Annotated in this window: 24 protein-coding genes; 10 read left to right on the plus strand and 14 right to left on the minus strand. The window is 72.8% G+C overall.

Annotated elements, in window-relative coordinates:
- Nucleotides 1–76: 76 nt before the first annotated feature.
- The 4 genes from COO58_RS19230 to COO58_RS19245 all read left to right on the plus strand — a co-directional run bounded on the left by COO58_RS19230 (nucleotide 77) and on the right by COO58_RS19245 (nucleotide 3,843).
- Nucleotides 77–1,123 carry a low temperature requirement protein A gene (locus tag COO58_RS19230; protein ID WP_255292717.1) on the plus strand — a complete coding sequence of 349 codons (1,047 nt, stop codon included), beginning with the start codon at nucleotides 77–79 and terminating at the stop codon, nucleotides 1,121–1,123.
- Nucleotides 1,124–1,244: 121 nt separating this feature from the next.
- Nucleotides 1,245–2,078, plus strand: coding sequence for a c-type cytochrome (locus tag COO58_RS19235; protein WP_098746557.1), 834 nt, complete (start codon nucleotides 1,245–1,247; stop codon nucleotides 2,076–2,078).
- Complete coding sequence (locus COO58_RS19240) at nucleotides 2,075–3,148, plus strand: ubiquinol-cytochrome c reductase iron-sulfur subunit (protein WP_098746559.1); 1,074 nt, start codon at nucleotides 2,075–2,077, stop codon at nucleotides 3,146–3,148. The genes COO58_RS19235 and COO58_RS19240 overlap by 4 nt, the downstream gene beginning before the upstream one ends.
- Nucleotides 3,149–3,192: 44 nt before the next feature.
- Nucleotides 3,193–3,843 (plus strand): hypothetical protein, encoded by a 651-nt coding sequence (locus COO58_RS19245; protein WP_098746646.1) that lies wholly within the window; start codon nucleotides 3,193–3,195, stop codon nucleotides 3,841–3,843.
- A gap of 43 nt (nucleotides 3,844–3,886) precedes the next feature.
- On the opposite strand, the gene COO58_RS30295 is transcribed toward COO58_RS19245, so the two are convergent.
- Nucleotides 3,887–4,057: a hypothetical protein gene (locus COO58_RS30295; RefSeq protein WP_176558903.1), complete on the minus strand. Its 171-nt coding sequence runs from the start codon at nucleotides 4,055–4,057 to the stop codon at nucleotides 3,887–3,889.
- 105 nt (nucleotides 4,058–4,162) lie between these two features.
- Between COO58_RS30295 and COO58_RS19250 the strand changes: the two genes are divergently transcribed.
- On the plus strand, nucleotides 4,163–5,872 hold the full coding sequence (locus tag COO58_RS19250) for a serine/threonine-protein kinase (protein WP_098746561.1): 1,710 nt from the start codon (nucleotides 4,163–4,165) through the stop codon (nucleotides 5,870–5,872).
- Between the two features lie 19 nt (nucleotides 5,873–5,891).
- On the opposite strand, the gene COO58_RS19255 is transcribed toward COO58_RS19250, so the two are convergent.
- Together COO58_RS19255 and COO58_RS19260 are read right to left on the minus strand one after the other, a co-directional pair.
- Nucleotides 5,892–6,983: a PP2C family protein-serine/threonine phosphatase gene (locus COO58_RS19255; RefSeq protein WP_098746562.1), complete on the minus strand. Its 1,092-nt coding sequence runs from the start codon at nucleotides 6,981–6,983 to the stop codon at nucleotides 5,892–5,894.
- Nucleotides 6,976–7,779 (minus strand): potassium channel family protein, encoded by an 804-nt coding sequence (locus COO58_RS19260; RefSeq protein WP_098746563.1) that lies wholly within the window; start codon nucleotides 7,777–7,779, stop codon nucleotides 6,976–6,978. The genes COO58_RS19255 and COO58_RS19260 overlap by 8 nt, the downstream gene beginning before the upstream one ends.
- 26 nt (nucleotides 7,780–7,805) lie before the next feature.
- Between COO58_RS19260 and COO58_RS19265 the strand changes: the two genes are divergently transcribed.
- The 4 genes from COO58_RS19265 (at nucleotide 7,806) to COO58_RS19280 (ending at nucleotide 11,268) form a co-directional block, all read left to right on the plus strand.
- Complete coding sequence (locus tag COO58_RS19265; RefSeq protein WP_098745266.1) at nucleotides 7,806–8,315, plus strand: MarR family winged helix-turn-helix transcriptional regulator; 510 nt, start codon at nucleotides 7,806–7,808, stop codon at nucleotides 8,313–8,315.
- A 122-nt stretch (nucleotides 8,316–8,437) separates the two neighbouring features.
- Nucleotides 8,438–8,884, plus strand: a complete 447-nt coding sequence (locus COO58_RS19270; protein WP_091573785.1) for a CBS domain-containing protein — start codon at nucleotides 8,438–8,440, stop codon at nucleotides 8,882–8,884.
- A complete protein-coding gene (locus COO58_RS19275; RefSeq protein ID WP_098745268.1) occupies nucleotides 8,881–10,179 on the plus strand; it encodes an ArsB/NhaD family transporter in 1,299 nt (432 codons plus the stop codon). Before COO58_RS19270 ends, COO58_RS19275 begins: the two co-directional genes overlap by 4 nt.
- A 246-nt stretch (nucleotides 10,180–10,425) precedes the next feature.
- Complete coding sequence (locus COO58_RS19280; protein ID WP_098746564.1) at nucleotides 10,426–11,268, plus strand: alpha/beta fold hydrolase; 843 nt, start codon at nucleotides 10,426–10,428, stop codon at nucleotides 11,266–11,268.
- A gap of 298 nt (nucleotides 11,269–11,566) precedes the next feature.
- On the opposite strand, the gene COO58_RS19285 is transcribed toward COO58_RS19280, so the two are convergent.
- From COO58_RS19285 to COO58_RS19335, 11 genes are all read right to left on the minus strand, one after another.
- Nucleotides 11,567–12,241 carry a glycosyltransferase gene (locus tag COO58_RS19285; RefSeq protein WP_218012402.1) on the minus strand — a complete coding sequence of 225 codons (675 nt, stop codon included), beginning with the start codon at nucleotides 12,239–12,241 and terminating at the stop codon, nucleotides 11,567–11,569.
- A gap of 5 nt (nucleotides 12,242–12,246) precedes the next feature.
- Nucleotides 12,247–12,873: a class I SAM-dependent methyltransferase gene (locus COO58_RS19290; RefSeq protein ID WP_098746565.1), complete on the minus strand. Its 627-nt coding sequence runs from the start codon at nucleotides 12,871–12,873 to the stop codon at nucleotides 12,247–12,249.
- Nucleotides 12,870–13,517, minus strand: a complete 648-nt coding sequence (locus tag COO58_RS19295; protein WP_098746648.1) for a PIG-L deacetylase family protein — start codon at nucleotides 13,515–13,517, stop codon at nucleotides 12,870–12,872. Before COO58_RS19295 ends, COO58_RS19290 begins: the two co-directional genes overlap by 4 nt.
- 89 nt (nucleotides 13,518–13,606) lie before the next feature.
- The gene (locus COO58_RS19300; RefSeq protein ID WP_255292712.1) at nucleotides 13,607–14,563 is read right to left on the minus strand and encodes an acyl-CoA dehydrogenase family protein; all 957 of its coding nucleotides are present in this window, start codon (nucleotides 14,561–14,563) and stop codon (nucleotides 13,607–13,609) included.
- A gap of 256 nt (nucleotides 14,564–14,819) precedes the next feature.
- On the minus strand, nucleotides 14,820–15,308 hold the full coding sequence (locus COO58_RS19305; protein WP_098746566.1) for a hypothetical protein: 489 nt from the start codon (nucleotides 15,306–15,308) through the stop codon (nucleotides 14,820–14,822).
- 138 nt (nucleotides 15,309–15,446) lie between these two features.
- Complete coding sequence (urtE, locus tag COO58_RS19310) at nucleotides 15,447–16,142, minus strand: urea ABC transporter ATP-binding subunit UrtE (protein ID WP_255292713.1); 696 nt, start codon at nucleotides 16,140–16,142, stop codon at nucleotides 15,447–15,449.
- Nucleotides 16,139–16,915, minus strand: coding sequence for an urea ABC transporter ATP-binding protein UrtD (gene urtD / locus COO58_RS19315; RefSeq protein WP_098746568.1), 777 nt, complete (start codon nucleotides 16,913–16,915; stop codon nucleotides 16,139–16,141). The genes urtE and urtD overlap by 4 nt, the downstream gene beginning before the upstream one ends.
- On the minus strand, nucleotides 16,912–18,042 hold the full coding sequence (urtC, locus tag COO58_RS19320) for an urea ABC transporter permease subunit UrtC (protein WP_091573778.1): 1,131 nt from the start codon (nucleotides 18,040–18,042) through the stop codon (nucleotides 16,912–16,914). The genes urtD and urtC overlap by 4 nt, the downstream gene beginning before the upstream one ends.
- Entirely contained in the window at nucleotides 18,039–18,926 is an 888-nt protein-coding gene (gene urtB, locus COO58_RS19325; protein ID WP_098746570.1) for an urea ABC transporter permease subunit UrtB, read from the minus strand. Before urtB ends, urtC begins: the two co-directional genes overlap by 4 nt.
- 76 nt (nucleotides 18,927–19,002) lie before the next feature.
- Nucleotides 19,003–20,247 (minus strand): urea ABC transporter substrate-binding protein, encoded by a 1,245-nt coding sequence (gene urtA, locus COO58_RS19330; RefSeq protein WP_098746572.1) that lies wholly within the window; start codon nucleotides 20,245–20,247, stop codon nucleotides 19,003–19,005.
- 404 nt (nucleotides 20,248–20,651) lie between these two features.
- Nucleotides 20,652–21,734, minus strand: coding sequence for a substrate-binding domain-containing protein (locus COO58_RS19335; RefSeq protein ID WP_091573775.1), 1,083 nt, complete (start codon nucleotides 21,732–21,734; stop codon nucleotides 20,652–20,654).
- A 96-nt stretch (nucleotides 21,735–21,830) separates the two neighbouring features.
- Here COO58_RS19335 and COO58_RS19340 point away from each other — a divergent pair, with 96 nt between their 5' ends.
- Nucleotides 21,831–22,295: a MarR family winged helix-turn-helix transcriptional regulator gene (locus COO58_RS19340; protein ID WP_091573774.1), complete on the plus strand. Its 465-nt coding sequence runs from the start codon at nucleotides 21,831–21,833 to the stop codon at nucleotides 22,293–22,295.
- Nucleotide 22,296 lies beyond the last annotated feature (1 nt).

A 22,296-nucleotide genomic window follows, 5' to 3' on the forward strand; every position in this document is an offset into this window, starting at 1 on the left:
GTGCTGGCGCTGCTCTGGTGGTGCTGGACCGCGCTGGCCGCCCTGGGCAACCTCGTCCGCATCGACAAAGGGAATCCTGCCGGTCTTCGGGCTCGGCATCACCGCCACCACGTTCGTGCTGGCGATCACCATCCCGCAGGCCTTCCAGAACCAGCTCCACGACCTGGCGGGGCCGGTCGTGTTCGCGCTCGCGTACCTGGTGCTGCGCGGACTCACGCTTGTCGCGTTCCTGCCCGTCCTCACCGGCGCCGGCCAGGCCCGGCGACAACTGGCGCTGGTCTCCGCGCCGCCGGCGGTGGCGGCCCTCCTCGTCGTCCTCGCCGCCACGGCCGCGTGGTGGGCCCCGCCGGACGTACGCGTCGACGCCCGTCTCGGGCTGTGGACCGCCGCGCTCCTGGCCGAGTACTCGGTCGGGCTCTTCCTGCCCTATTCCAGGTGGGCGGTGGCCTCGGCCGGGCACTGGGCCGAACGGCACTCCCTGATCGTGCTGATCGCGCTCGGCGAGGCGGTCATCTCGCTGGGGCTCGGGCCGGGCCGGTTCGAGCGTCTCGCGCTGTCCGGACCGGTTATCGCCGGGTCCGCCCTCGGCATCCTGCTGCTCGCGGCCCTGTGGTGGCTGCACTTCGACACTCTGGCGCCCAGCGTGGAGCAGGCCATGCACGGCACCCGGGACGTGCGGCGGATCCCCCTGGCCCGCGACGTCTTCACCTACCTCCACCTGCTGATGATCATGAGCATCATCACCGTCGCGCTCGGACTCAAGTTCGTCCTCGAAGCGGTGGCCGAGATCCTCGTCGAGCCGCTGAGCTGGGCCGGAGTGGTCGCCCTCTACGGCGGGGTCGCCCTGTTCCTGCTGACCGAGATCGCGGTGGTCGCGCGCACCTTCCGCCGGGTACGGCCCACCAGGCTGGGCACCGCCGTCATCGTGGGTCTGCTGAGCTGGCCGGCGACACTCGTCACGCCCCTCGCCGCACTGGGTGCGCTGGTGGCGGTCCTGATCGCCCTCATCGTGATCGACAGGTTCACCGGCGCCGCCGCCCGTCGCAGGATCAAGGCGTCCCTGCGGCACGAGGAGGAGACGGCCGAGCAGGCGGTCAGCCGGTGGCGGCAGGAGCACCTCTGACAGTGACCGCCGGCGACAGTGGCGGAAGCGACGACGTCCACCAGCTCGGTCCCATACGCTGATTTCCGGCCCGTTTGACGTATTCCGTGCAGAACTCCAGCCGACCGCCAGAAGGACGACCATGCGTCTCGATCCTTTCCGCCGGCCCGACCGGTCGCCGCGCACCCAACCTGGGTCCGGGGCCCGCGCCCGCCGCCGGGTCAGCGCCGCCGTCCGGCTGCTGGCCGCGCTCGCCCTGGCCGGTGGCACGTACGCGGCTCTCGCGCCGGCCGCTCGCGCACAGGACGCGGACCGGTTCAGCGGCGCCGCGGCGGAGGGTGAGGCGCTGTTCGACGTCGGGTGCATCACCTGCCACGGTCGCAACGGCGGCGGCGTGGAGGGACGGGGACCGAGCCTGGTGGGCGTGGGCGCCGCCTCCGTCGAGTTCCAGGTCGGCACCGGCCGGATGCCGCTGGCGCGGCAGGAGGCCCAGGCGATGCGCAAGCCGCCGCAGTACAGCGACGAGGAGATCCGGCAACTGGCCGCGTACGTCCAGGAGCTGGGCGGCGGACCGGTGGTTCCCGACACGGTCGGCGGCCGGGCCGAGGCGGCCGATCTGGCCCGGGGCGGGGAGCTGTTCCGGATCAACTGCTCCCAGTGTCACGCGTTCGGTGGTGGCGGCGGGGCACTCTCCTCCGGCAAGTACGCGCCCAGCCTGTATCCGGCGTCGGACCGCACCATCTACGCCGCCATGCTCAGCGGCCCGCAGAACATGCCGGTGTTCGGCGACAGCCAGCTCACCCCCGAGCAGAAGAACGACATCATCGCCTACATCCAGCAGGTCGTGCAGGACGACCGCGACCCCGGTGGGTTCAACCTGGGCCGCTACGGCCCGTCCACCGAAGGGCTGGCGATCTTCCTGGTCGGTGTCGTCGCCCTGGTGTTCGCCAGCCTGTGGATCGCGGGCAAGTCATGACCGGGCGCACGGAACGGGTCGACGTCCACGATCCGACGCTGCCGCGGTTCGCGATCGTCCGGGAGGGCGCACGCCGGGACGACATCGAGATCGTCCACTACGAGCCGCAGGTGGCCGCCGGCTCCAAGGCCGAGCGGCGGGTGAGCCGGACGGTGGCAGCGTTGTTCCTGGCGGCGGGTCTGTCGGCCACGCTGTTCCTGGTCGTCTACATCTGGTGGCCGTGGCGCTACCGCCTGGTCGGCGGCATCGAGGAGTACTACACCCCGCTTCTCGGGCTGACCCTCGGCGTCGCGCTGCTCGCGGTGGGCTTCGGTGTCCTGGTGTGGGGCAAGAGGCTGCTGCCCAAGGAGGTGTCGATCCAGGACCGGCACGACCAGCCCTCCTCGGCGGAGGATCGGCGCGTCACCGGTCAGACCATGCTCTACCTGGCCGACGAGCTCGGTGTCCGGCGACGCCCGCTGCTCGGGGTGTCCCTGCTCGCGGGACTGCTTCCGGTCGGGGTGGTCACCGCCGCTCCCCTGGTCGGCGGTCTGATCCGCGACCCCCACGACGACCGGGAACTGTTCCGCACCGGCTTCGCCCCGGCCGACGACAACGGCGTGGTCACCCGGATCCGCCTCGTGCGCGAGGACGGACGGCCGATCCGGCCGCCGGACATCCTGCCCGGCGGCCAGGTCACCGCCTTCCCCGGCATCCCACGCGGCGTCAGCAACGAGTACGCGGACTCCGTCACCCTGCTCATCCACCTACGGGCCCAGGACGCGCTCGTGGCGCGGGAGAACAACCGGGAGGCCGGCAAGCAGGACTGGATGTGGGGCGACTTCATCGCCTACTCCAAGATCTGCACCCACGCCGGCTGCCCCGCCAGCCTCTACGAGCAACAGACGAACCGTCTGCTCTGCCCGTGCCACCAGTCCCAGTTCCTGATCACCGACAACGCCCGGCCCGTCTTCGGCCCCGCCAACCGGCCGCTGCCGCAACTACCCATCGAGGTGGACGACGAGGGCTTCTTCGTCGCGTCCTCCGACTACCAGGCGCCCATCGGACCCGACTTCTGGGAGCGCCCCTGATGAGCGCGGCCCGGTCGGGCCGCCGGTCCCGGACGTCCCACGGTGTGACGCGGGCATCCCGCAGCCGGCTGCGGACCGCGCTCGTGGCCGTGCTGGCCACCAGCAGTCTGCTGCTCACCGCGTGCGGGGCGGGGCAGATCGCGGAGACCGCCCAGAAGGACCCGTCCATCCAGGGCGTCAACCTCAGCAGCGACAACGCCGAATACGCCGTCCGGGGCCTGCTTCTCGCGTACCCGGGCGTCGGCGGCTACCCGGCCGGCGGCGACGCCCCGCTCTACGCCGTGCTCTACAACGACTCCAAGCGTCCCGTCACGGTCACCGTGACCAGCGAGGATGCCCGGGAGGTCGTCATGGTCGGGACCAGCGGCAAGCTGCCACCCACCGCCTCGTCCACACCGAGCCGTCCGTCGGCCTCCGGCTCACCGGGTTCCGTCCCGCCGGGATCTCGGCAGCCGGCACGCATCGACCTCCCGCCGCTGAGCTTCGTGCGGTTCAACGAACAGTCCGGCCGCTACTTCGCGCTTGTCGGGCTGGACGAGTCACTGCGTTCGGGGCAGAACGCCACGGTGACCTTCGACTTCGGCAACGGCCAGCGGATCACCGGTCCGGCGCCGGTTGCCGCTTCGTTGACCCCCATCGCGCCGCCGCCCGCGATCGTCGATCCCGAGGAGGGCGGGGTCCACGAGGGCGGCTGAGCGTCGCACACCGGCCCCCCGGCGCCGGCGATCCCGAGGACAGCTACCGGACCAGGGGCAGCGGCGCCGGGCTGGTCGCAGGGGGCGTCGCCGGTGCCGGCGACGGCGCCACCACCCGCCGGTTGAGACTCACCCGGGCCAGGCCCGTGCCGCCCACCCGGATGTCGTCGTACGCCGGCAACCGATGCTCGGTGTCGAGATACAGCACCGACACATCCGCCTTCTCGCCCTCCCGTTTTTCCTGCTAGAGACCCGGGTAGGAGGGCAACGTACGCCGCGGAGATCGAGACGGCCGGACCGACCGTCGAGGAGGTGAGCGATGCGGGTTCTAGCGGACCGCTACCGGCTGGTACGGCAGGTCGGCCGGGGCGGCTCGGCCGTCGTCTGGCAGGCGGTGGACCAGTTGCTCGACCGGACGGTCGCGGTCAAGCTGCTCGCCCCCGGCATCGCGGAGGACCGCGGGTGGCGCGGGGCCGTGCGCCGCGAGGCACGAGCCGCGGCGCGACTGGACCACCCGAACGTCGCCGCGGTCTACGACTACGGTGAGGCCCGGCTGTCGGGCCTGCGGCGCGTGCCCTTCCTGGTGCTGCAGTACGTCGACGGCGAGACGCTCGCCGACCGGTTGCGCCGGGCCGGGCCGCCGGGGTGGCCCGCCGGCGGCCGGCTCTGCGCGGAGGTGGCGGCCGGGCTCGCCGCGATCCACGGGGCCGGACTGGTGCATCGCGACGTCAAGCCCGGCAACGTGCTGCTCGCGCCGGAGGGAGCGAAACTCGTCGACCTCGGCGTGGCGCTCGCCGTCGGCGCCGCCACCGTCGACAGCCGGGGCGAGATCCGCGGCACCCCCTCGTACATGTCCCCGGAGCAACTGCGCGGCGAGCCGGCGGTGCCCGCCTGCGACGTCTACGCCCTCGGCCTCCTGCTCACCGAGTGCCTCACCGGGCGACCGCCGGCCCGCCCGGACCGGGCCGACCGCGAGGCGACGCTCTGCATCGAGGGGGTACCCGAGGCCGTCGAGGACCTGCGCCTTCGTTGCCTCGCACCCGATCCCGCCGAGCGGCCGAGCGCGGACAGGGTCGCGCAAGTGCTCGCCACCGCGGCCATCCCCGACGTGATGCGGCTGCGTCCGGCCGCCGACGCACGCCCGGACCCCCGACCCACGACCCCCGTGACCCTCGGGGCCCCCCGCCGGACGAAGGTTCGGCGTGCCGTGCTGGTGGGTGCGCTTCCCTCGGTCCTGGCGGGCGCCGTGTTCGTCGCCCAGCTTCCCGGTTCCGGTTCGACGCAGGACGCCTACGGCGCGCCGGAGGCGGCACCGAACACGACCACCGGCTGCACCGTCGCGTACTCGGCCGAGCGTCGGCAGGGCAGCTTCGACGCCGAACTCAGGGTCGAGGTGACCGGCGGGCAGCCGACCGGACGGCCCGTCCTGACGTTCCGGCTGTCGCCGGGCCAGCATCTGGACGCGCCGCTGGACCGATGGCAGTCGGGGCGGGTCGTGCGGCTCCCCGTCGCGCTGGACGCCTCGTCGCAGGTCCGCGTGCCCCTGTCCGGCACCTACTCCGACAAGGCCCGATCCGGTCCGGACGGCTTCGCGCTCGACGGCGTGCCCTGCCGCAGATCCTCGGCGCTGGTCACCATCGCGGGCGCGGACGAGCCGGCGACGAGCCGCGTGCCGCCGGTCCGGGCGGACATTCCGGCGCCCCGGCGCACCGGTTCCGACGCCGCGCCCGCGCCGACACCATCGGACCCAGCCGGGAACGAGTCGGTGGTGGGCGCGTCGCCCTCGGCTGGATCACCGACCGGCCGCCCCTCCTCGCCGTCGCTGCCGACGCCGACGGACCCCGGCCGCGAACCGACGGCCGACCCGACCGGCTCCACCGGCTCCCCCACCAGCCCGTCCGTCTCCCCGCCGGCTTCGCCGACCCCGGACGCGCCGTCCACGCCCACCGTCACCGCCTCACCGACCCCGGCCCACGTTCCCACGTCAGTGAGGGCTACCGCGTCGGTCAACGCTGACGTGCTGGCCTGACCTCACACGGGACTGCCCGCTACCGACCGGCGTCGCCGCCCGCGTCCCGCAGCCGCTCGATCAGCAGCAGCGCGAGATCGTCGCGGGGCTCACCACCGACGTGCGTGCGCACCGCGCGCCAGATCGCGTCGAGCGCCTTCGGCAGGGAGGAGGCGGACAGCGGACGGTCGAGCAGCCCCAGCGGGAAGAACCGGCCGGCGTCGTCGCGCGCCTCGATCAGCCCGTCGGTGTAGAGCAGCAGGCGGTCGCCGGTCGCCCAGCTGTGGTGCCGCGGCGGGGTACGTCGGCCCCCCAGCCCCAGCGGCCGGTCCGGCTCGTTCTCGTGGAGCGGAACGGGGGTACGCCCGGGGTGGTGTCGCAGCGGCACGGGATGCCCGCAGCTCATCACCCACAGGTCCGGCCCACGGACCTCCAGCAGCACGGCCGTGACGAAGGTGACCCCGTAGGCGGGCCTCGGTTCCCGGGCGACCAGGGCGTCGAGATCCGTGGCGACCTCCTCCAGCCGGTCACGCACGATCGCGGACTGCCGGAAGGCGCCGATGACCGCCGAGGCGAGCTGCACCGCCGGTAGTCCCTTGCCGCACACGTCACCGATGATGACGCGCACCCGGTCCGGTCCCGGTACGACCTCGTAGAGGTCCCCGCCCACCCCCGCACCCCGCTGCGCGGAGACGTACCGTGCGCCCAGCGCGACGTCGCCGATCCTGGGTGGGACCTCCCGCAGGATGGCCTTCTGGGTGACTCGCACGATCTCGCTCATCCGCCGGATCCGCTCCTCGCGCGATGTGCGGGCCCGGGCCACGTAGAGTGCCGCGACGCTGACCGCGATGACCACCGCGACCCGCAGGACGTGGTCGAGGCTGCCGAGGGTCTGGCTCGGCAGGCCGGCCAGGACGGCGGCGGCCGTCGCCGCGGCGGACGCGACGGCGGTCCGTCTCGGCGTGTCCACGGCGGCGGCCAGCAGCGGGGCCAGGGCCAGGAAACCGATGAGTACGGCGTGTGCGGCGGCCGCCACGTCGACCAGCAGCACGACGGCGATGAGCGCCAACGCCGCGGGCAGTCCGAGCCACGACCGGTGACCGGAGTCGGCGGAACGCCCCGGCTCAGTCATCGACGGCGAGCCGATCAGGCACCCCGGCGGCGGAGGACCCCGATTCCAACCTCGCCCGCAGCGCGGCGATCTCGTCCCGCAGCGCGGCGACGTCGGCGGCCGTGGCCGGCTCCGGTCGGTTCCGGTCGGCGACCCGCTCGACGATCCAGGTCGCGAGCGACCCGGTCACGAAACCGATCAGGCCGATCCCGCCGACCATGAGGCCGAGCGCGACCAGCCGTCCCGCCGTGGTCACCGGGAAGAGATCGCCGTACCCGACCGTCGTGATCGTCACCGCGGCCCACCAGAGGGCGTCGGTGAACGAGGTGATCGAGGCGTCCGGCGCCGCCCGTTCCGCGTCGAGCACCGCCAGCGCCGACACGACCACCAGCAGCACGGTCGTGGCGCTGACGTACAGGGCGAGGCGGCCACGGGCCCAGTCGGTGGTGCGCCGGGTCAGGTTCAGCACGACGGTGACCAGCCGGAGGGCCCGCAGCGGACGCAGGAACGGCAGCACCAGCACGGTCAGGTCGAACAGGTGGGTACGCAGGAACCGCAGCCGGTCACCGGCGAGCGCGAACCGCACCAGCAGGTCGACCCAGAAGAGCAGCCAGATGGTCAGACCGGTGGCCTCGCAGGCGACCACCCACCGGCGGGAGAGCTGCGGCACGAGGATGGGCCACGCGTACGCGACCAGGAAGACCACAGACAGCAGGGTCAGCGGGGCGGCGCTGAGCTGCTCCCAGCGCCCGATCGCGCGCCGTCGGAATCCGTCCCGCTGGTCGAGGACCACCCCCGCCACCTTTCCTGTATCCATGCAACCATTGTGCGGTGGAACTCCACATGCCGCCGGAGGCGCCGGTGGCCGACCCCGAGTCGGCCCTCGTCGCCCGACTCGCCGCGCTGAGCCGGGTGATGGTGGGCTTCACCGCGCGGACGCTCGCCGGCCTCGACACGGAGCTGACCCTCTCCCAGTACCGCACGATGGTGCTGCTGGCCGCACGCGGACCGCTGCGGACGGTGGACCTCGCCACCGTGCTCGGGGTCCACCCGTCGACCGCGACGCGCGCCTGCGACCGGCTGGTCCGGCGCGACCTGGTGGCCCGGCGGCAGGGCACCACCGACCGGCGGGTGGCCTGGCTGACCCTCACCGAGGCCGGACGCGACCTGGTCGGGGAGGTGGTCCGTGGACGGACCGAGCGGATCCGCGACCTCGTCCGCGCCGCGGGCGTGGCCCCCTCCGCGGACGCGGCGGGCCTCGTCACCGCCCTGGTGGCGGCTGCCGGCGAGCCCACCGAGGACCAGTGGTGGCGGGAGTGGGCCGGCAGTGTCGGTCGCGAGCCCGGTGTCTGAGCCGTCCACCCGGTCACGGAGCGTCTCCAGGCTCCCGCACCCCCGGGCTGGATGATCATCGGAGCACCGACGAGTCCGGTCGGCCCACCCACCGTCACGTCCACCGAATCCCAGGAGTTGTCGTGCGAGCCCGAGACCTGGCCGTTCCCTTCCCGACCATCACCGTCGCCACCTCGGTCCTGGAGGCCGCCCGCCTCCTGGCCGGACACAACCTGCCCGGCCTGATCGTGGTCGACGCCGCCGGGCGTCCGGTGACCGTCCTGCCCGGCACGCAGGTGCTGCGACTGGTGATCCCGGGCTACTGCCGGGAGGACCCCACCCTGGCCCGCATGATCGACGAGCCGGCCGCCGACATGTTCCTGCGGGGAGCCGAGGGCCGGTCGGTCGCGGACCTGCTACCACCGGAACGGCTGGCGCCTCCTGTGGTCGGCCCCGAGGCCACGGTCCTGGAGGTGGCCGCCGTGATGGCCCAGAAGCGCAGCCCTCTGGTCGCGGTGGCGCCGCCCCGCGAGCCGATGATCGGCGGCATCACGCTCGACGCACTGCTGGACCGGATGCTCGCCGCATGACCGCGACTGCCTGGGCGGCCGTGGCCGTCTTCACCGCCGCCTACGTGCTGATCGCCACCGAGAAGGTCCACCGGGTGGCCGCGGCGCTGGGCGGGGCGGCGGTGATGTTCCTGATCGGCGCGACCGACACCGCGCACGCGTTCTTCTCCGAGGACGCCGGCGTCGACTGGAACGTGATCTTCCTCCTGATCGGCATGATGCTCATCGTCGCCGTCCTCAAACGCACCGGCGGGTTCGAGTACGTGGCGGTCTGGGCGTCGAAGCGGGCCCGAGGCCGCCCGTACCGCGTGCTGGTGATCCTGGTGGTGATCACCGCGGTGGCATCGGCGGCGCTGGACAACGTCACCACCGTCCTGCTGATCGCGCCGGTGACCTTCCTGGTCTGCGAGCGCCTCGGCGTGCCGGCCGTGCCGTTCCTCATCGCCGAGGCGATGGCCTCGAACATCGGCGGCACCTCGACGCTGGTGGGCGACCCGCCGAACATCATCATCGGCAGCCGGGGCGGCCTGAGCTACAACGACTTCCTCATCCACCTGGCCCCGTTCGTCGCCCTGCTGCTGGTGGTGTTCCTGGGCCTGTGCCGGGTGCTGTTCCGCGACGCGTTCCGCTACGACCCGGAGCGGGCCGCCCAGATCGCCGCCCTGCACGAGGGCGACGCCATCCGGGACCGGCGGCTGCTGGTCCTCGGCCTGGCCGTGCTCGGCGCGGTCACCGCCGCGTTCGTGCTGCACACCACGCTGCACCTGGAGCCGGCGGTGGTGGCGCTGCTCGGCGGCCTGCTGCTGCTCGCACTCTCCCGCCTGGACGCCGGTGAGATCAGCCGCGACGTCGAGTGGCCCACGCTGGTCTTCTTCGCCGGCCTGTTCGTCATGGTGGGAGCGCTGGTCAACACCGGCGTGGTCGAACAGATCTCCCGCGCCGCGATCGACGTCACCGACGGCCGGCTGCTACCCGCCTCGATGGTCCTGCTGTGGGGCTCCGCGGCGCTGTCGGCGCTCGTCGACAACATCCCGTACGTCGCCACCATGAGTCCGGTGGTCGCCGACCTGGTCAACGCCCAGGGCGACGCGGGGCAGTCCCGAGTCCTGTGGTGGGCCCTCGCCCTGGGCGCCGACCTGGGCGGCAACGCCACCGCCGTCGGCGCCTCCGCCAACGTGGTGGTCCTCGGGCTCGCCGAACGGGCCGGGCAGCGGATCACCTTCTGGCAGTTCACCCGCTACGGCCTGGTCGTCACCCTGGTCACCGTCGGGCTCGCGATGCCGTACCTGTGGTTGCGCTACTTCGCCCTCGCCTGAGGAAACGTCGTCGTGCTGTCCTCCCGGCCGCTGATGTCCTCGGCCGCGGGCCGCTGTCTGGGGAGCGGCGCCGCCGCGGCCGGCGCGACGCGTCCGGCGCGGCACGCCGTGCCAGGTCCAGTGGGCGGCGGAGGCCGGGGTCGGCAGGCGCGGCGTGCCGGAAGATGAGCGGCGGGACGCACATCCGAACGATGAGTTCCGGCGGCGAGCGTGGTCTACCTCGGCATGATCCCTCCGGATGATCCGATGACCACCGTCCACGTCGGCGACATCACCCTGGGCATCGAATCGTTCGGTGACGACGACGCGCCACTCGTCCTGCTCGCCGGCGGAACAACGATGCTCTCCTGGCCCGACGCGCTGTGCGCGCGCCTCGCCGCCGGTGGGCGTCGGGTGGTGCGTTACGACCTGCGCGACAGCGGCCGTTCGACGACCAGGGATCCGGAGGCGCCCGCCTACACCCTGCGCGACCTCGCGGCCGACGCGGCGGCCCTTGCTGACGCGCTCGGCGCGGGACCCGCGCACCTCGCCGGGATCGGCGTCGGCGGGATGGTCGCCCAGGTGGCCGTGCTCGACCATCCCGGCGCGTTCTCGGCGCTCACTCTGGTCGGCACCCGCGCTGTCGCCCCCGGCCCGCCCGACGACGACCTCCCCGACCACGACCAGGCGACGACGAGCCGACTGTTCGCCCGTCCCCTGCCCGACTGGGCGGACCGCGAAGCGGTGGCGGCGTTCGCCGCCGCCGGCGCGGAGATCCTCGGCGACGACCCCGCCGCCGCGCGAACAGTCGCCGCGCGCATCTGGGACCGCACGCCCAGCACCGCACCACCGGTCCAGATGGCCAACCAGATGGGCATGGTGTTCTCCAGACTCGACTGCACACCCCGATGGCGTGAGCGGCTGGCCGAGATCGAGGTCCCGACCCTTGTCGTGCACGGCCGCCGGGACGCGTTCTTCCCCGTCGGGAACGGCGAGGCGATCGCACAGGAGATTCCCGGTGCACGGCTGCTCATCCTCGACGAGGCCGCTTCGGCGATCCCCGATGCCGCCGTCGGCGAGGTCGCCGAAGCGATGCTCGCCCTCGGGTAGGGGACGCCGCCGCCCGTACCGTCATGATCACGGGGTCGGCGGACGCGATGACCGGCTGACACCATCGTCGAGGCGGACCACCTGCACGGCCGCGCCGGCGAGGCCCGGTGGCACCGGTGGCCGGCCCGACCGTTCCAGCCTGCCGGCGCAGGGCTGCCCGGTCCGCGGTTCGCTACGAGGAGGTCGGCGCGGCGAGCGCCTGAACCCGGCGCAGATCGGCTCCGCCGGGACGAGACCGGCGCGCGAGCAGCCCACCACCGCTCGGCCTCGTCCTTCCCGCGCTCGTCCTGGTGACGCCTCAGGTCGGCAGCCGGTCGTCGAGGGTGTCGAGGTAGCGGGCGAAGCCGTGCGGGGCCCGACTGCGACGCCGGGCGCTGGTCCGGACCGGGCAGCCGGCGTCGGCGACGACGCGCATGGCGCGCCGACGGCCGCGCTCGACGAGGTCGTGGTCCTCGCCGTGCAACAGGTCGGAGAACCCGCCCAGACGCTCGTAGACGGTGGCGGCGCACCCCAGGTTCGCCCCGTGCACGTGCCGGTGGGCCGTGCCGCTCAGACCGTGTCGATACCGCGTCTCGAAGCGCGTCCGGACAAGCTCCGAGCGGGGACCCCAGTCGGCCACCCGCACCGTACCGACCAGGAGGTCGACGCCGGCACGGGCATGACGCAGGTGCCAGTCGCCCCACCGCCGGGGGACGCGGCTGTCCGCATCGGTGCTGAGCAGCCACAGTCCGTCCGGGCCGTGACGCAGCGCGTGTGCCATGCCGGCGGCGCGCGCACGGCCGACGCTTCGCGCCCGCACCGTCACCACCACGGCGCCGAGACCCGCGGCGACGGCGGCCGTCTCGTCCCGGCAGTCGTCGGCGACGACGATCACCTCGGAGGGCACCGGCAGGCCACGGAGCGCGCTGCGGACAGAGGTCAGGCAACCGGGTAACAACGCCTGCTCGTCGTGGGCGGGCACCACGACCGCCACCCGGTTCACCACAGGCCCTCGACCTGGGCGACGGACCGGGCCGGCGGCGGCACCCGGAGATAGACGTCCAGGAGGAAGTCCTCCTCCTGGTGGTGCGCCGTCCGCGCCAGACCGTCCCGGGCACCGAGCCGCCGGTGCACGTCGTCCCCGCCGCGTACGTGCTCGGCCACCGCCGGCCGCCAGTGGACGGCGACGAGTGCACCACCCGGCTCGAGGGACTCCACGGCCCTCGTGATCAGCAGCTCGAGCCCCGCGTCGTCGAAGTAGTAGCCGAGTTCGGAGAGCACGACCAGGTCGAAGGGTCCGTCCACCGCGGCCGGCCACTCCTCGGGAACGCGCATCTGTTCCACCCGGACGTGCGCCTGGTCCGAGAGCCGCTTCCGCGCGGTCGCGACCGGGGCGGCGGCGATGTCGACGGCGAGGAGTCGGTCACACCGTTGCGCGAGGCGGCTGGTGAGCGCCCCCGTCGAACATCCCGGCTCGAAGGCGGACCGGTAGCGCGGTCGCGGCAGGCAGGAGACGGTCAGGTCGTGCTTGCGCTGCTCGTACCAGCGGGTCTCGAAGCTCCACGGGTCCTCGGCATCGGCGTACATGTGGTCGAAGTACTCGGCGGGAGTGCGGCGAGCGGTCATGGCACGAACACCGTTTCGTAGGGACGCGCGAAGCGTGCGAGCACGTTCGGGGGAAGGATCGCGGCGTCGGCGGGCGCCGGCCCGAGCGGCAGGATCTGACTGCGGAAGGCGTCGATCGCTCTCGCCTTGGCCGTTCGGGCCGACGCGGTCAGATCCACCCGGCGGGCGCGATGCCACGGCACGTCCGGGTCGCCCGGCTCGGCCCAGTGCCAGGTCCAGACGGGAAACTCCAGGAGCGTCGCGCCGGTGCGCCGACAGGCGAGCGCGGCCGCTCGGCCGACCGCCTCGTGGTCCGGGTGGCCGTCTCCGCGCCACGTCGTGACACACCACCTGCCGGGGGTGAGTCGCGCGGTCAGGGCCTCGGTGAGCGCCACCTCGTCCACGTCGCCGTCCGGATGTCCGAGGTGATCGATGGCCGAGGAAGCGACCCCGAGCAGCTTGCCAGCGGCGGCCGTCTCGGCCCGCCGGATCGCCGCCAGCTCCGTCGGCCGGTGGACCGTCGACCCCGGATGGGAGGCTTCGCCGTCCGTGACGACCGTGATCTCCGCTCCGGCACCCTCGGCGAGCATGGCGACGAGGCCACCGACTCCGAGCACCTCGTCGTCCGGATGAGGAGCGACCACCAACGGCGGCACGGTCGGCATCCGACCGTCCTCCAGCAGTGCGGGCCACACCGCCGGCGCCGACCACGCTCGCCACCGTCCCTCGTCGGTGCCCGCATCGACGATCGGCCTCACCACCGGGGATCTCCGATCGCCGTCACCAGCTCACCGAGGTGAGCCAGATCCGCCTCCGCGTGGCTCTGCCGCAGGTACACCGTCAGGTCGGCGACCCGCTGGGCGTGCCGGGCGTCCTGGCACAGCGGCCCGGCCCCCAGCGCCCGGCCGACCCGGTCGAGGACCTCGGTGGCGGCCGCCTCGACGGCGGCGCGAACCTGGTGGGCCAACCGGTCCGCATCGGCAGTGGGATCCGCGTCGATCTCGCCGGCTGCCGTGAACAGGAGGGCGCGAGCGCCGACCAGGGCCGTGTCGACCGCGCCGAGGTGGGCCATGAGATGCGGGTCGGAGCGACGGCGCGCCGCGTCGAGCAGCGCGTCGGCGACTCCGACCGCTCCGCCGTACCAGCAGGCGGCGACGCCCAGCCCTCCGTGCCAGAAGCCCGGCCGCGAGGTGTAGCTGCCGGGTTCGCCCACCGGTTCGGCGTACACGTCGTCGAAACGCACGGTCCGGCTGTCGCTGGCGGCCATCCCGACGGCGGGCCAGGTGTCGGACAACGGAGTGACCCCGGCCGCGCCGACGTCGACCGAGAACAGCCGTACGCCGTCGACGGCGACGGCGGTCACCAGTGCCCGGGACAGCAGACCGGCCCCCGAGCACCAGGGCCGCTCGCCGGTCAGCCGCCAGCGAGCGCCGTCCCGGTTCGCGGTGACCGAAGCCGGCACAGCGGCCCACACGCCCCACGGCTGCCGTCGCCACGCCGGATCGGTCGACGCGCCGAGTTCGGCCAGGATCGCGAGGGCGTCAGCGTGCCCCTCCCCCAGCCGAGCCAGCGCCACGTCCACACGGCCGAGTTCGATGAGGCGCAGCCACCGCTCGGGCGTCCGGCCGCCACCGGGCAACGGTAGATCGAGACGTCCGTCGAGCACCGCGGAACGGAACGCCTCCGCCGTGCGGTCGCTCTGCCCGGTCACCCTCGGATCTCCGCCGTGCGGAACGGCGTCGCGGTCCGGACCGGGCAGAACCCCACCCGGCGCCACTCAGTGACGATCATGAGCATCGTCTCCAACGGGATCGACGATCATCGCGAACTCCGATCCGGGCGGTCAAGGAGCGGCTCGGATGGGCCGCGGCCCAGGAAATGCCCCCACCGCGGGTGACGAAACGTCGCCCGATTCCCCGGCGACGCCGGCGGGGCGACAACACCGTGTCGTGGCGTGCCACTGCGCGTCATGCCGGTTCGGGCACCCCGCCCGCCTCGCCGTCGTCGGGCATCGGCTCGACCGGGGCCTCCGGCAGCGTCCCGGGCGTGTCGGCGAGAAGCTCGTCGGCGTCGTCCGGTATCGGCTCGCGCGGATCGAGGGGCGGGTAGACGTCAGGGTCGAGGTCGGGATTCGTCATGGGGCAATCATCGGTCAGAGTCTCCCTGTCGGCGACCGCGAGCCGGCCACGGTCCGCGAGCGGTGAGGGCGGCCCTCGGTCGAGGTCGGGCCGGTGAGACCGAACCTCACACGGACGTGAGGTAAGAACGGGGAGGTAGCGGTGACCGCCACCGTCCGGATCGGTGAACTCGCCGCCCGCACCGGGGTCGGCGTGCGATCCCTGTGTCACGACGAGGCACGGTCGGAGGGGCGACCGCTGGCCCACCTGGACCATGATCGGCGTCGTGACGCTGGCCGCGCCGAACATGCGCGTCGAGATCCGGGTCACCGCCGTCATCGGTCGTTCCTGACCGCTCCCGAGCGATCCGGGAGGACGCGGAACACGTACGCCGGGCCGGTGTCCCGCCGGCCCGGCGCACCCGCGTCGGGAACGGGCCGTGCGTCAGCGGGAGCGACGGGCGCGAGCCGACCCGGGTCAGACCGCCAGGGCGGCGCGCACCTCCCGCTCCGCCGTGACTCCCCCGTCGCCGTGCGAGGTGCCCCGGCCGGATTCGAGGACGTGGTAGCGGTTCGCCACCCGCAGCGCGAACCCGAGGTGCTGCTCGACGAGCAGCACGCTGAAGCCGGACTGCCGGGTCAGCTCGACGATCCGCTCCTGGATCTCGGCGACCACCGACGGCTGGATGCCCTCGGTCGGCTCGTCGAGCATGAGCAGCCGCGGCCGGGTGATCAGCGCGCGGGCGATGGCGAGCTGCTGACGCTGACCACCGGAGAGCAGCCCGGCCCGCCGCCGCAGCAGCGGACGCAGCGCCGGGAACAGGTCCAGCGCCTCCGCCGTCGCCACCGCGCCGTCACGCCGGCCGTCGGCGACGAGGCGCAGGTTCTCCGCCGCCGTCAGGTGCGGGAAGCACTGCTGGCCCTGCGGGACGTACGCCATGCCGCGCGCCACCCGCTCGTGCGGCGCGACACGGGTGACGTCCTCGCCGTCCAGCTCGACGGTGCCGGCACTCGGGCGCAGCAGGCCTGCCGCGACCCGCAGCAGGGTGCTCTTGCCGGCGCCGTTGTGCCCGAGCACCGCGGCCACCCCGTCGGGCGGGACGGCGAGGTCCACGCCGTGCAGCACCCGGGAACGCCCGTATCCGGCGTGCACCCCACGCAGGGTCAGCATCATGCCTCCAGACCGCTGGCGACCGACCCGGCGTCGACCGGGTGGCCGAGGTAGACCTCCTGCACGCGCGGGTCCGCCTGGACCTGCGCCACCGTGCCCTCGCTGAGCACCTTCCCCGCGTGCAGCACGGTGACGCTGCGCGCGAAGCGACGCAGGAAGTCCATGTCGTGCTCGATCACCACCACCGTGCGGTCCCGGCTCACCGTCTCCAGCAGGGCGCCCGTGGCGTCGCGCTCCTCGTGGCTCATCCCGGCGACCGGCTCGTCGAGCAGCAGCAGCCGCGCGTCCTGCACCAGCAGCATGCCGATCTCCAGCCACTGCTTCTGGCCGTGCGCGAGGGTGCCGGCGAGCTGGTCGGCCCGGCCGGTCAGCCCGATGGTCTCCAGCGCGGCGGCCACCTCGTCGGGGATCCCCCGCCGCCGCCGGGCCAGGGTGGCCCAGCTCCGGCGGGCGCCCGCGGCGATGTCGAGGTTCTGCACGACCGACAGCTCCTCGAAGACGGTCGACGTCTGGAACGTCCGGCCGACGCCGAGCCGGCTGATCCGGTGCACCGGGCGGCCCAGCAGCTCCTGGTCGCCGAAGCGCACCGAGCCGGTGGCCCGCACCAGACCGGTGATCGCGTCGACCACTGTGGTCTTCCCGGCGCCGTTCGGCCCGATCAGGAACCGGATGTCACCGGCGGGCACCTCCAGCGAGACGCCGTCGACGGCGGTGAAGCCGTCGAAGCTGACCCGCACGTCACGGACGGACAGCCCGTCCAGCCGGTCGTCGCTCATCGGTGCGCCTCCGCCCGCTCGGCGCGGCGGCGGGTCAGCGCCCACAGCGACGCCAGGCCGCCGGGAAGGAACGCCACCACCACCACGAAGAGCAGACCCTGCAGGTACGTCCAGGTGCCCGGGAAACGTTCGGAGAGGGCGGTACGCGCCCAGGCGACCGCCACCGCGCCGAGCACCGGCCCGAGCAGCGTGGCCCGGCCGCCCACCGCCACACCGATGACGAACTCGATCGACGGGACGATGCCGATGAGGGCGGGCGAGATGATGCCCACCGCCGGCACGAACAACGCGCCGGCGAGGCCCGCCATACCCGCCGCCACCACGTAGGCGACGAGCTTGACCGACGCCGGGTCGTAGCCGAGGAAACGGACCCGCTCCTCGCTGTCCCGCACCGCCACCAGCAGTTCCCCGTAGCGGCTGTGGACGATCTGGCGGGCCAGCGCGAGCAGCGCGAGCAGGACGCCGGCGATGATGAAGTAGACCATCCGCTGGTTGACCGGGTCGTCCAGGTCGTAACCGAAGAAGCCCTGGATGTCGGTGAGCCCGTTGGTGCCGCCCGTGGTCCCCTGCTGGCCGATCAACAGGATCACCATGGCGGCGGCGAGCGCCTGGCTGAGGATGGCGAAGTACGCGCCCCGCACGCGGCGGCGGAACACCAGTGAGCCGAGCCCGAGGGCGACGGCCATCGGCAGCAGCACCGTGGCCGGCAGCGCGAACCACGGGCTGGCGAACGGCCGCCACCAGACCGGTAGTTCGTCGAGTTGCCCGTACAGTTGCATGAAGTCGGGCATCCCACCGGGACCCGCGTCGGCGAGCTTGAGGTGCATGGCCATCGCGTAGCCGCCCAGGCCGAAGAAGACGCCCTGGCCGAGGGTGAGCATGCCGCCGCGTCCCCAGGCGATGCCGATGCCGACGGCCACCATGGCGACGCAGAGGTACTTGGCGAGCAGGGCCAGCCGGAAGTCCGACAGCGCCAGCGGCGCGACGGCGAACAGCAGCGCCGCGCCGAACGCGAACCCCGCCGCCGCGCGCAGCCGGGACCGGCCACCCGGTCGGCTTCCCGGTGCGGTGCCGGCCGGGGCCGACGGGTCGGCGGTGCTCGGCGGCGCGGGTGTCACGGCGGTCATGCGAGGCTCCTGGTCCGCAGGGTGAACAGGCCCTGTGGCCGCCACTGGAGGAACGCGACGATCGCCACGAAGACGATCACCTTGGCGACGCTGAGGGTGGTGAGGTACTCCCCGGTGGCCTGGAGGACCCCGAGGGCGAAGGCGACGATCACGCTGCCCTTGAGCTGGCCGATCCCGCCGACCACGACGACCAGGAAGGCGTCGATGATCAGGTTGGTGCCCATGGTCGGGCCGATCGGGCCGAGCAGGGTGAGCGCCACCCCGGCGAGCCCGGCCAGGCCCGAACCGAGAAAGAAGGTCGTCCGGTCGACCCGGGCGGTGGGTACGCCGGACACCGCGGCGAGGTCGCGGTTCTGCACGACCGCGCGGATCCGGCGCCCCAACGGGGTGAGCCGCAGCGCCAGGGCGAGGGCGGCGACGGCGGCCAGGGCCAGGGCCAGGATGAACAGCCGGTTGTTGGCGACCGTCAGCCCGCCGGGCAGGGCCACGTTTCCGGTGAGCAGCTCCGGCGCGCGGGTCTGCACGTTCGGACTGCCGAAGACGTCCCGGGCGAGCTGTTGCAGCATCAGGGACACGCCCCAGGTGACCAGCAGGGTGTCCAGGGGCCGGGCGTAGAGCCGGCGGATCAGCAGGACCTCCAGCAGCACCCCCATCGTGCCGGCGACCACGAACGCGACAGGCAGCGCGACCAGCAGCGACAAGCCGGCGCCGGTGATGCTCTGTTGCAGCACGTACGTGGTGTAGGCGCCGGCCATGATGAACTCGCCGTGCGCCATGTTGATGACGTTCATCTGGCCGAAGGTCAGCGCCAGCCCGAGCGCGATGAGCAGCAGCACCGCGCCGATGCTGATGCCGGTGAAGAGTTGACCGAAGAGGACTGTCACGGTGGGTACTCCCGTACTGCTGGTCGGGGACCCGGGCGGGGCGCGTCGTCGCGGTTCCCGCCCGGGGCCGGCGTCGTCAGCTCAGGCCGCTCGCCCACGGATAGGTCTTCAGGTACGGGTCCGGCGCGATCGGCTTGCCGGAGTTCCACACCTCGGTGATCAGGCCGTCCGCGCCGACCTTGCCGATGCGGGCGGTCTTGGCGATGTGCTGGGTCTTGCCGTCGACGGTGACCAGGCCCTCCGGCGCGTCGAAGGTGATTCCGTCGGAGGCGCCGCGGACCTTCTCGACGTCGAACGTGCCGGCCTTCTCGACCATCGCCTTCCACAGGTGGACGCTGACGTAGGCGGCCTCCATCGGGTCGCTCGTCGGCTTGTCCGCGCCGTACTTCGCCTTGTACGCGGCCACGAACTTGTTGTTCGCCGCGCCGGGCGTGGTCTGGTAGTAGTTCCACGCGGTCAGCTGGCCCTCCAGGTACTGGGTTCCGATGCCCTTGACCTCCTCCTCGGCGATGGACACCGACACCACCGGCATCGCGGCGGCGGTCAGCCCGGCCGACTTGTACTCCTTGAAGAACGCCACGTTGCTGTCGCCGTTGAGGGTGTTGAAGACCGCCTTCGCGCCGGACGACTTGACCTTGTTGACGATCGTGCCGAATTCGGTCGACCCGAGTGGCGCGTAATCCTCGCCGACCACTGTCATGCCGTTCGCCGCCGCGTACGCCTTGATGATTTTGTTGGCCGTGCGCGGGAAGACGTAGTCACTGCCGACCAGGTAGACCGACTTCGTCCCCTGGGCCTTGAGGTAGTCGAGCCCGGGGACGATCTGCTGGTTGGTCGTCGCGCCCGTGTAGAAGATGTAGGGCGACTGTTCCAGACCCTCGTACTGCACCGGGTAGAACAGCAGCGCCTTGTTCTTCTCGAACACCGGCTTGACCGCCTTGCGGCTGGCCGACGTCCAGCAGCCGAAAACGGCTGCCACCCGGTCCTCGGAGATGAGCTTCTCGGCCTTCTCCGCGAAGGTGGGCCAGTCCGAGGCACCGTCCTCCCCGACCGGCTGGATCTTCTTGCCGAGGACGCCGCCGGCCGCGTTGATCTCCTCGACGGCGAGCATGATCGAGTCGCGGACGGTGACCTCGCTGATCGCCATGGTGCCGGAGAGCGAGTTGAGCAGGCCCACCTTGACGGTGTCGCCGGAGACGTCGGCGGTGACGCCGGCCGCGCCGCCCTCGTCGCTGGTCCTGCTGCCGCACGCGGTCATGGCGACCGCGGCGACGAGGGTCATGGCACCCGCCAGGATCCGGCGGCGGAAAGGAAGTGACATCTAATCTCCCTGCGGTGTGCAGTGAAGTAGCGAAAGGACGGTCGGTGCGGTCCGGTGGAGTTGGCGATGCCGAGGTCGACGGGTGGACGTCGCCTGTCGTCATCGCATCGAACACGGGCACGCAAAGCGTCGACCGACATGATTGCGCGGACGTTTCCCAGCCCTTAATTGACTGTTTCTCGCGCACCTGGAGAGAACGCATGCCACAATGGCCGACACCGTCTGAAGCGAGACGGTGTCGGCCGTGACGAACACGGGGAGGAATTGTCACCACAATGGTCGACGGGCAGATTCCGCCGACGGTGGACAGACATTCGTGGTATCCACCCCGCGGGTAGATACTTCACGCAGGAAGTATCTTAGGGCCGGGCCGGGTGGACGTGTCAAGGGTCCGCATCGGACGGTCAGATCTGGGCGAGCACGGTGAAGTCGAGACCGTCGGCCTCGGCGAGGTAGATCCGCTGGCGCACGTGCCGCCGACGCAGCTGGAGCCGACCGCGCGGCCCGTGGTACGCCACCGTGTCGGCAGCCGTCTCGATCGCCCGTACGTCGAGGGTGCGGGCCTGCCCGATCAGGGCGGCGAGCAGCATCACGCCCTCGTAGCAGGACTCCCCCAGGCTGCCCAACGGCGGCGCCTCCACCCCGAACCGGCGGGCGAACTCGCCGTGGAAGTCGAGGTTCTCCTGCGTCACGAGACCGGCGAAGAAGCCCGCCGTGCTGTAGAGCCGCCGAGTCGCGCCCGCCCCGCTGGCCAGCAGCATGTTCTCGTCCATCAGAGTGCTCAGCCGCAGGCAGCGCTGGTCCATCGCGGCACGCGCGAACGCCCGGTTGAACCGCACCGCGTCCGCGCCGACGAGCAGCATCACCACCGCGTCGGCCTCGCTACGCTCGATCCGGCGCAACACGCCGTCGAAGTCGTGCGTCTCCAACGGCAGGAACGCCTGGCCCACCACGCGGCCACCGCCGCGCAACGCGTACCGCTGGGCCGCCCGCGCGGTGCGCCGGGGCCACACGTAGTCGTTGCCGACCACGAACCAGCGGCGCACGCCCTGCTCCCCCGCGAGCAGCCGCATCGCGGGCCACAGCTGGGCGTCCGGCGTCTCGCTGGTCAGATAGACCCCCTCGGTACGCTCACCGCCCTCGTACAGGGCGGTGTAGACGTACGGCACGCGGCCCGCGACCCGGGGCGCGAGCGCCTGCCGCACCGAGGAGATGTGCCAACCGGTCACGCCCTGCACGGCGCCCACCGACACCAGCGCCTCCACCTGGGCGGCCACCTCGGTCGGCGGGGCGCCACCGTCGACCGGCACCAGCCGCACCTCGCGGCCCAGCACCCCACCACCGGCGTTGATCTCCTCGACCGCGAGCTGGGCGCAGAGTTCGCAGGTCGGGCCGAACATTCCCGCCGGCCCGCGCATCGGGTACACCAGCGCGATGCTGACCACGGTCCGATCGACCGTGAGCCACGGCGGTGCCGGCGCGGACATGAGCCCATGATTGTCCGGCCGACGTGGGAAAACCACAGCTCTCCACGGACCGGGACGAGTCGCTACGATGACAGGGCCACCGGCCCAGGGAGCTCCATGTCAGACGTGCCCGGGGCGCCAGCCGATCTGCTGCGCTCGCTCACCCGCGCCGAACGGCTGCTCTCCCGCCGGTTGGCCGCCGTGCTGGCCGACGACGACCTGACCACCGAGGCGTGGCGGGTGCTCTGCCTGCTCGCCGACGGTCAGGGCCATCCGATGAGCGAGGTGTCCGCCGAGGCGTCGTTGCCGCCGGGGACCCTCACCAAGCTGGTCGACCAACTCGTCGACCGTAACCTGGTGTTCCGGCGGATCGACCCGCTGGACCGCCGGCGTATCCGGGCCTACCTGACCACCCGGGGCCGCCGCGAGCACGCCCGCCTCGACGAGCGGGTCCGGACCAGCCTCGCCGAGGCGGGCGTACCGGCCGACACCGCCCTGCTCGACCACATCGCCGACCTGATCGCCCGACTCGACCCGGCGGGTCGCCGCGACCAGGCCGCGGCGGCCGGCCCTCGCCGCTGAC

It is taken from the genome of Micromonospora sp. WMMA1996, from assembly GCF_002573675.1.
GTDB classification, from domain to species: Bacteria; Actinomycetota; Actinomycetes; order Mycobacteriales; family Micromonosporaceae; genus Micromonospora; species Micromonospora sediminicola.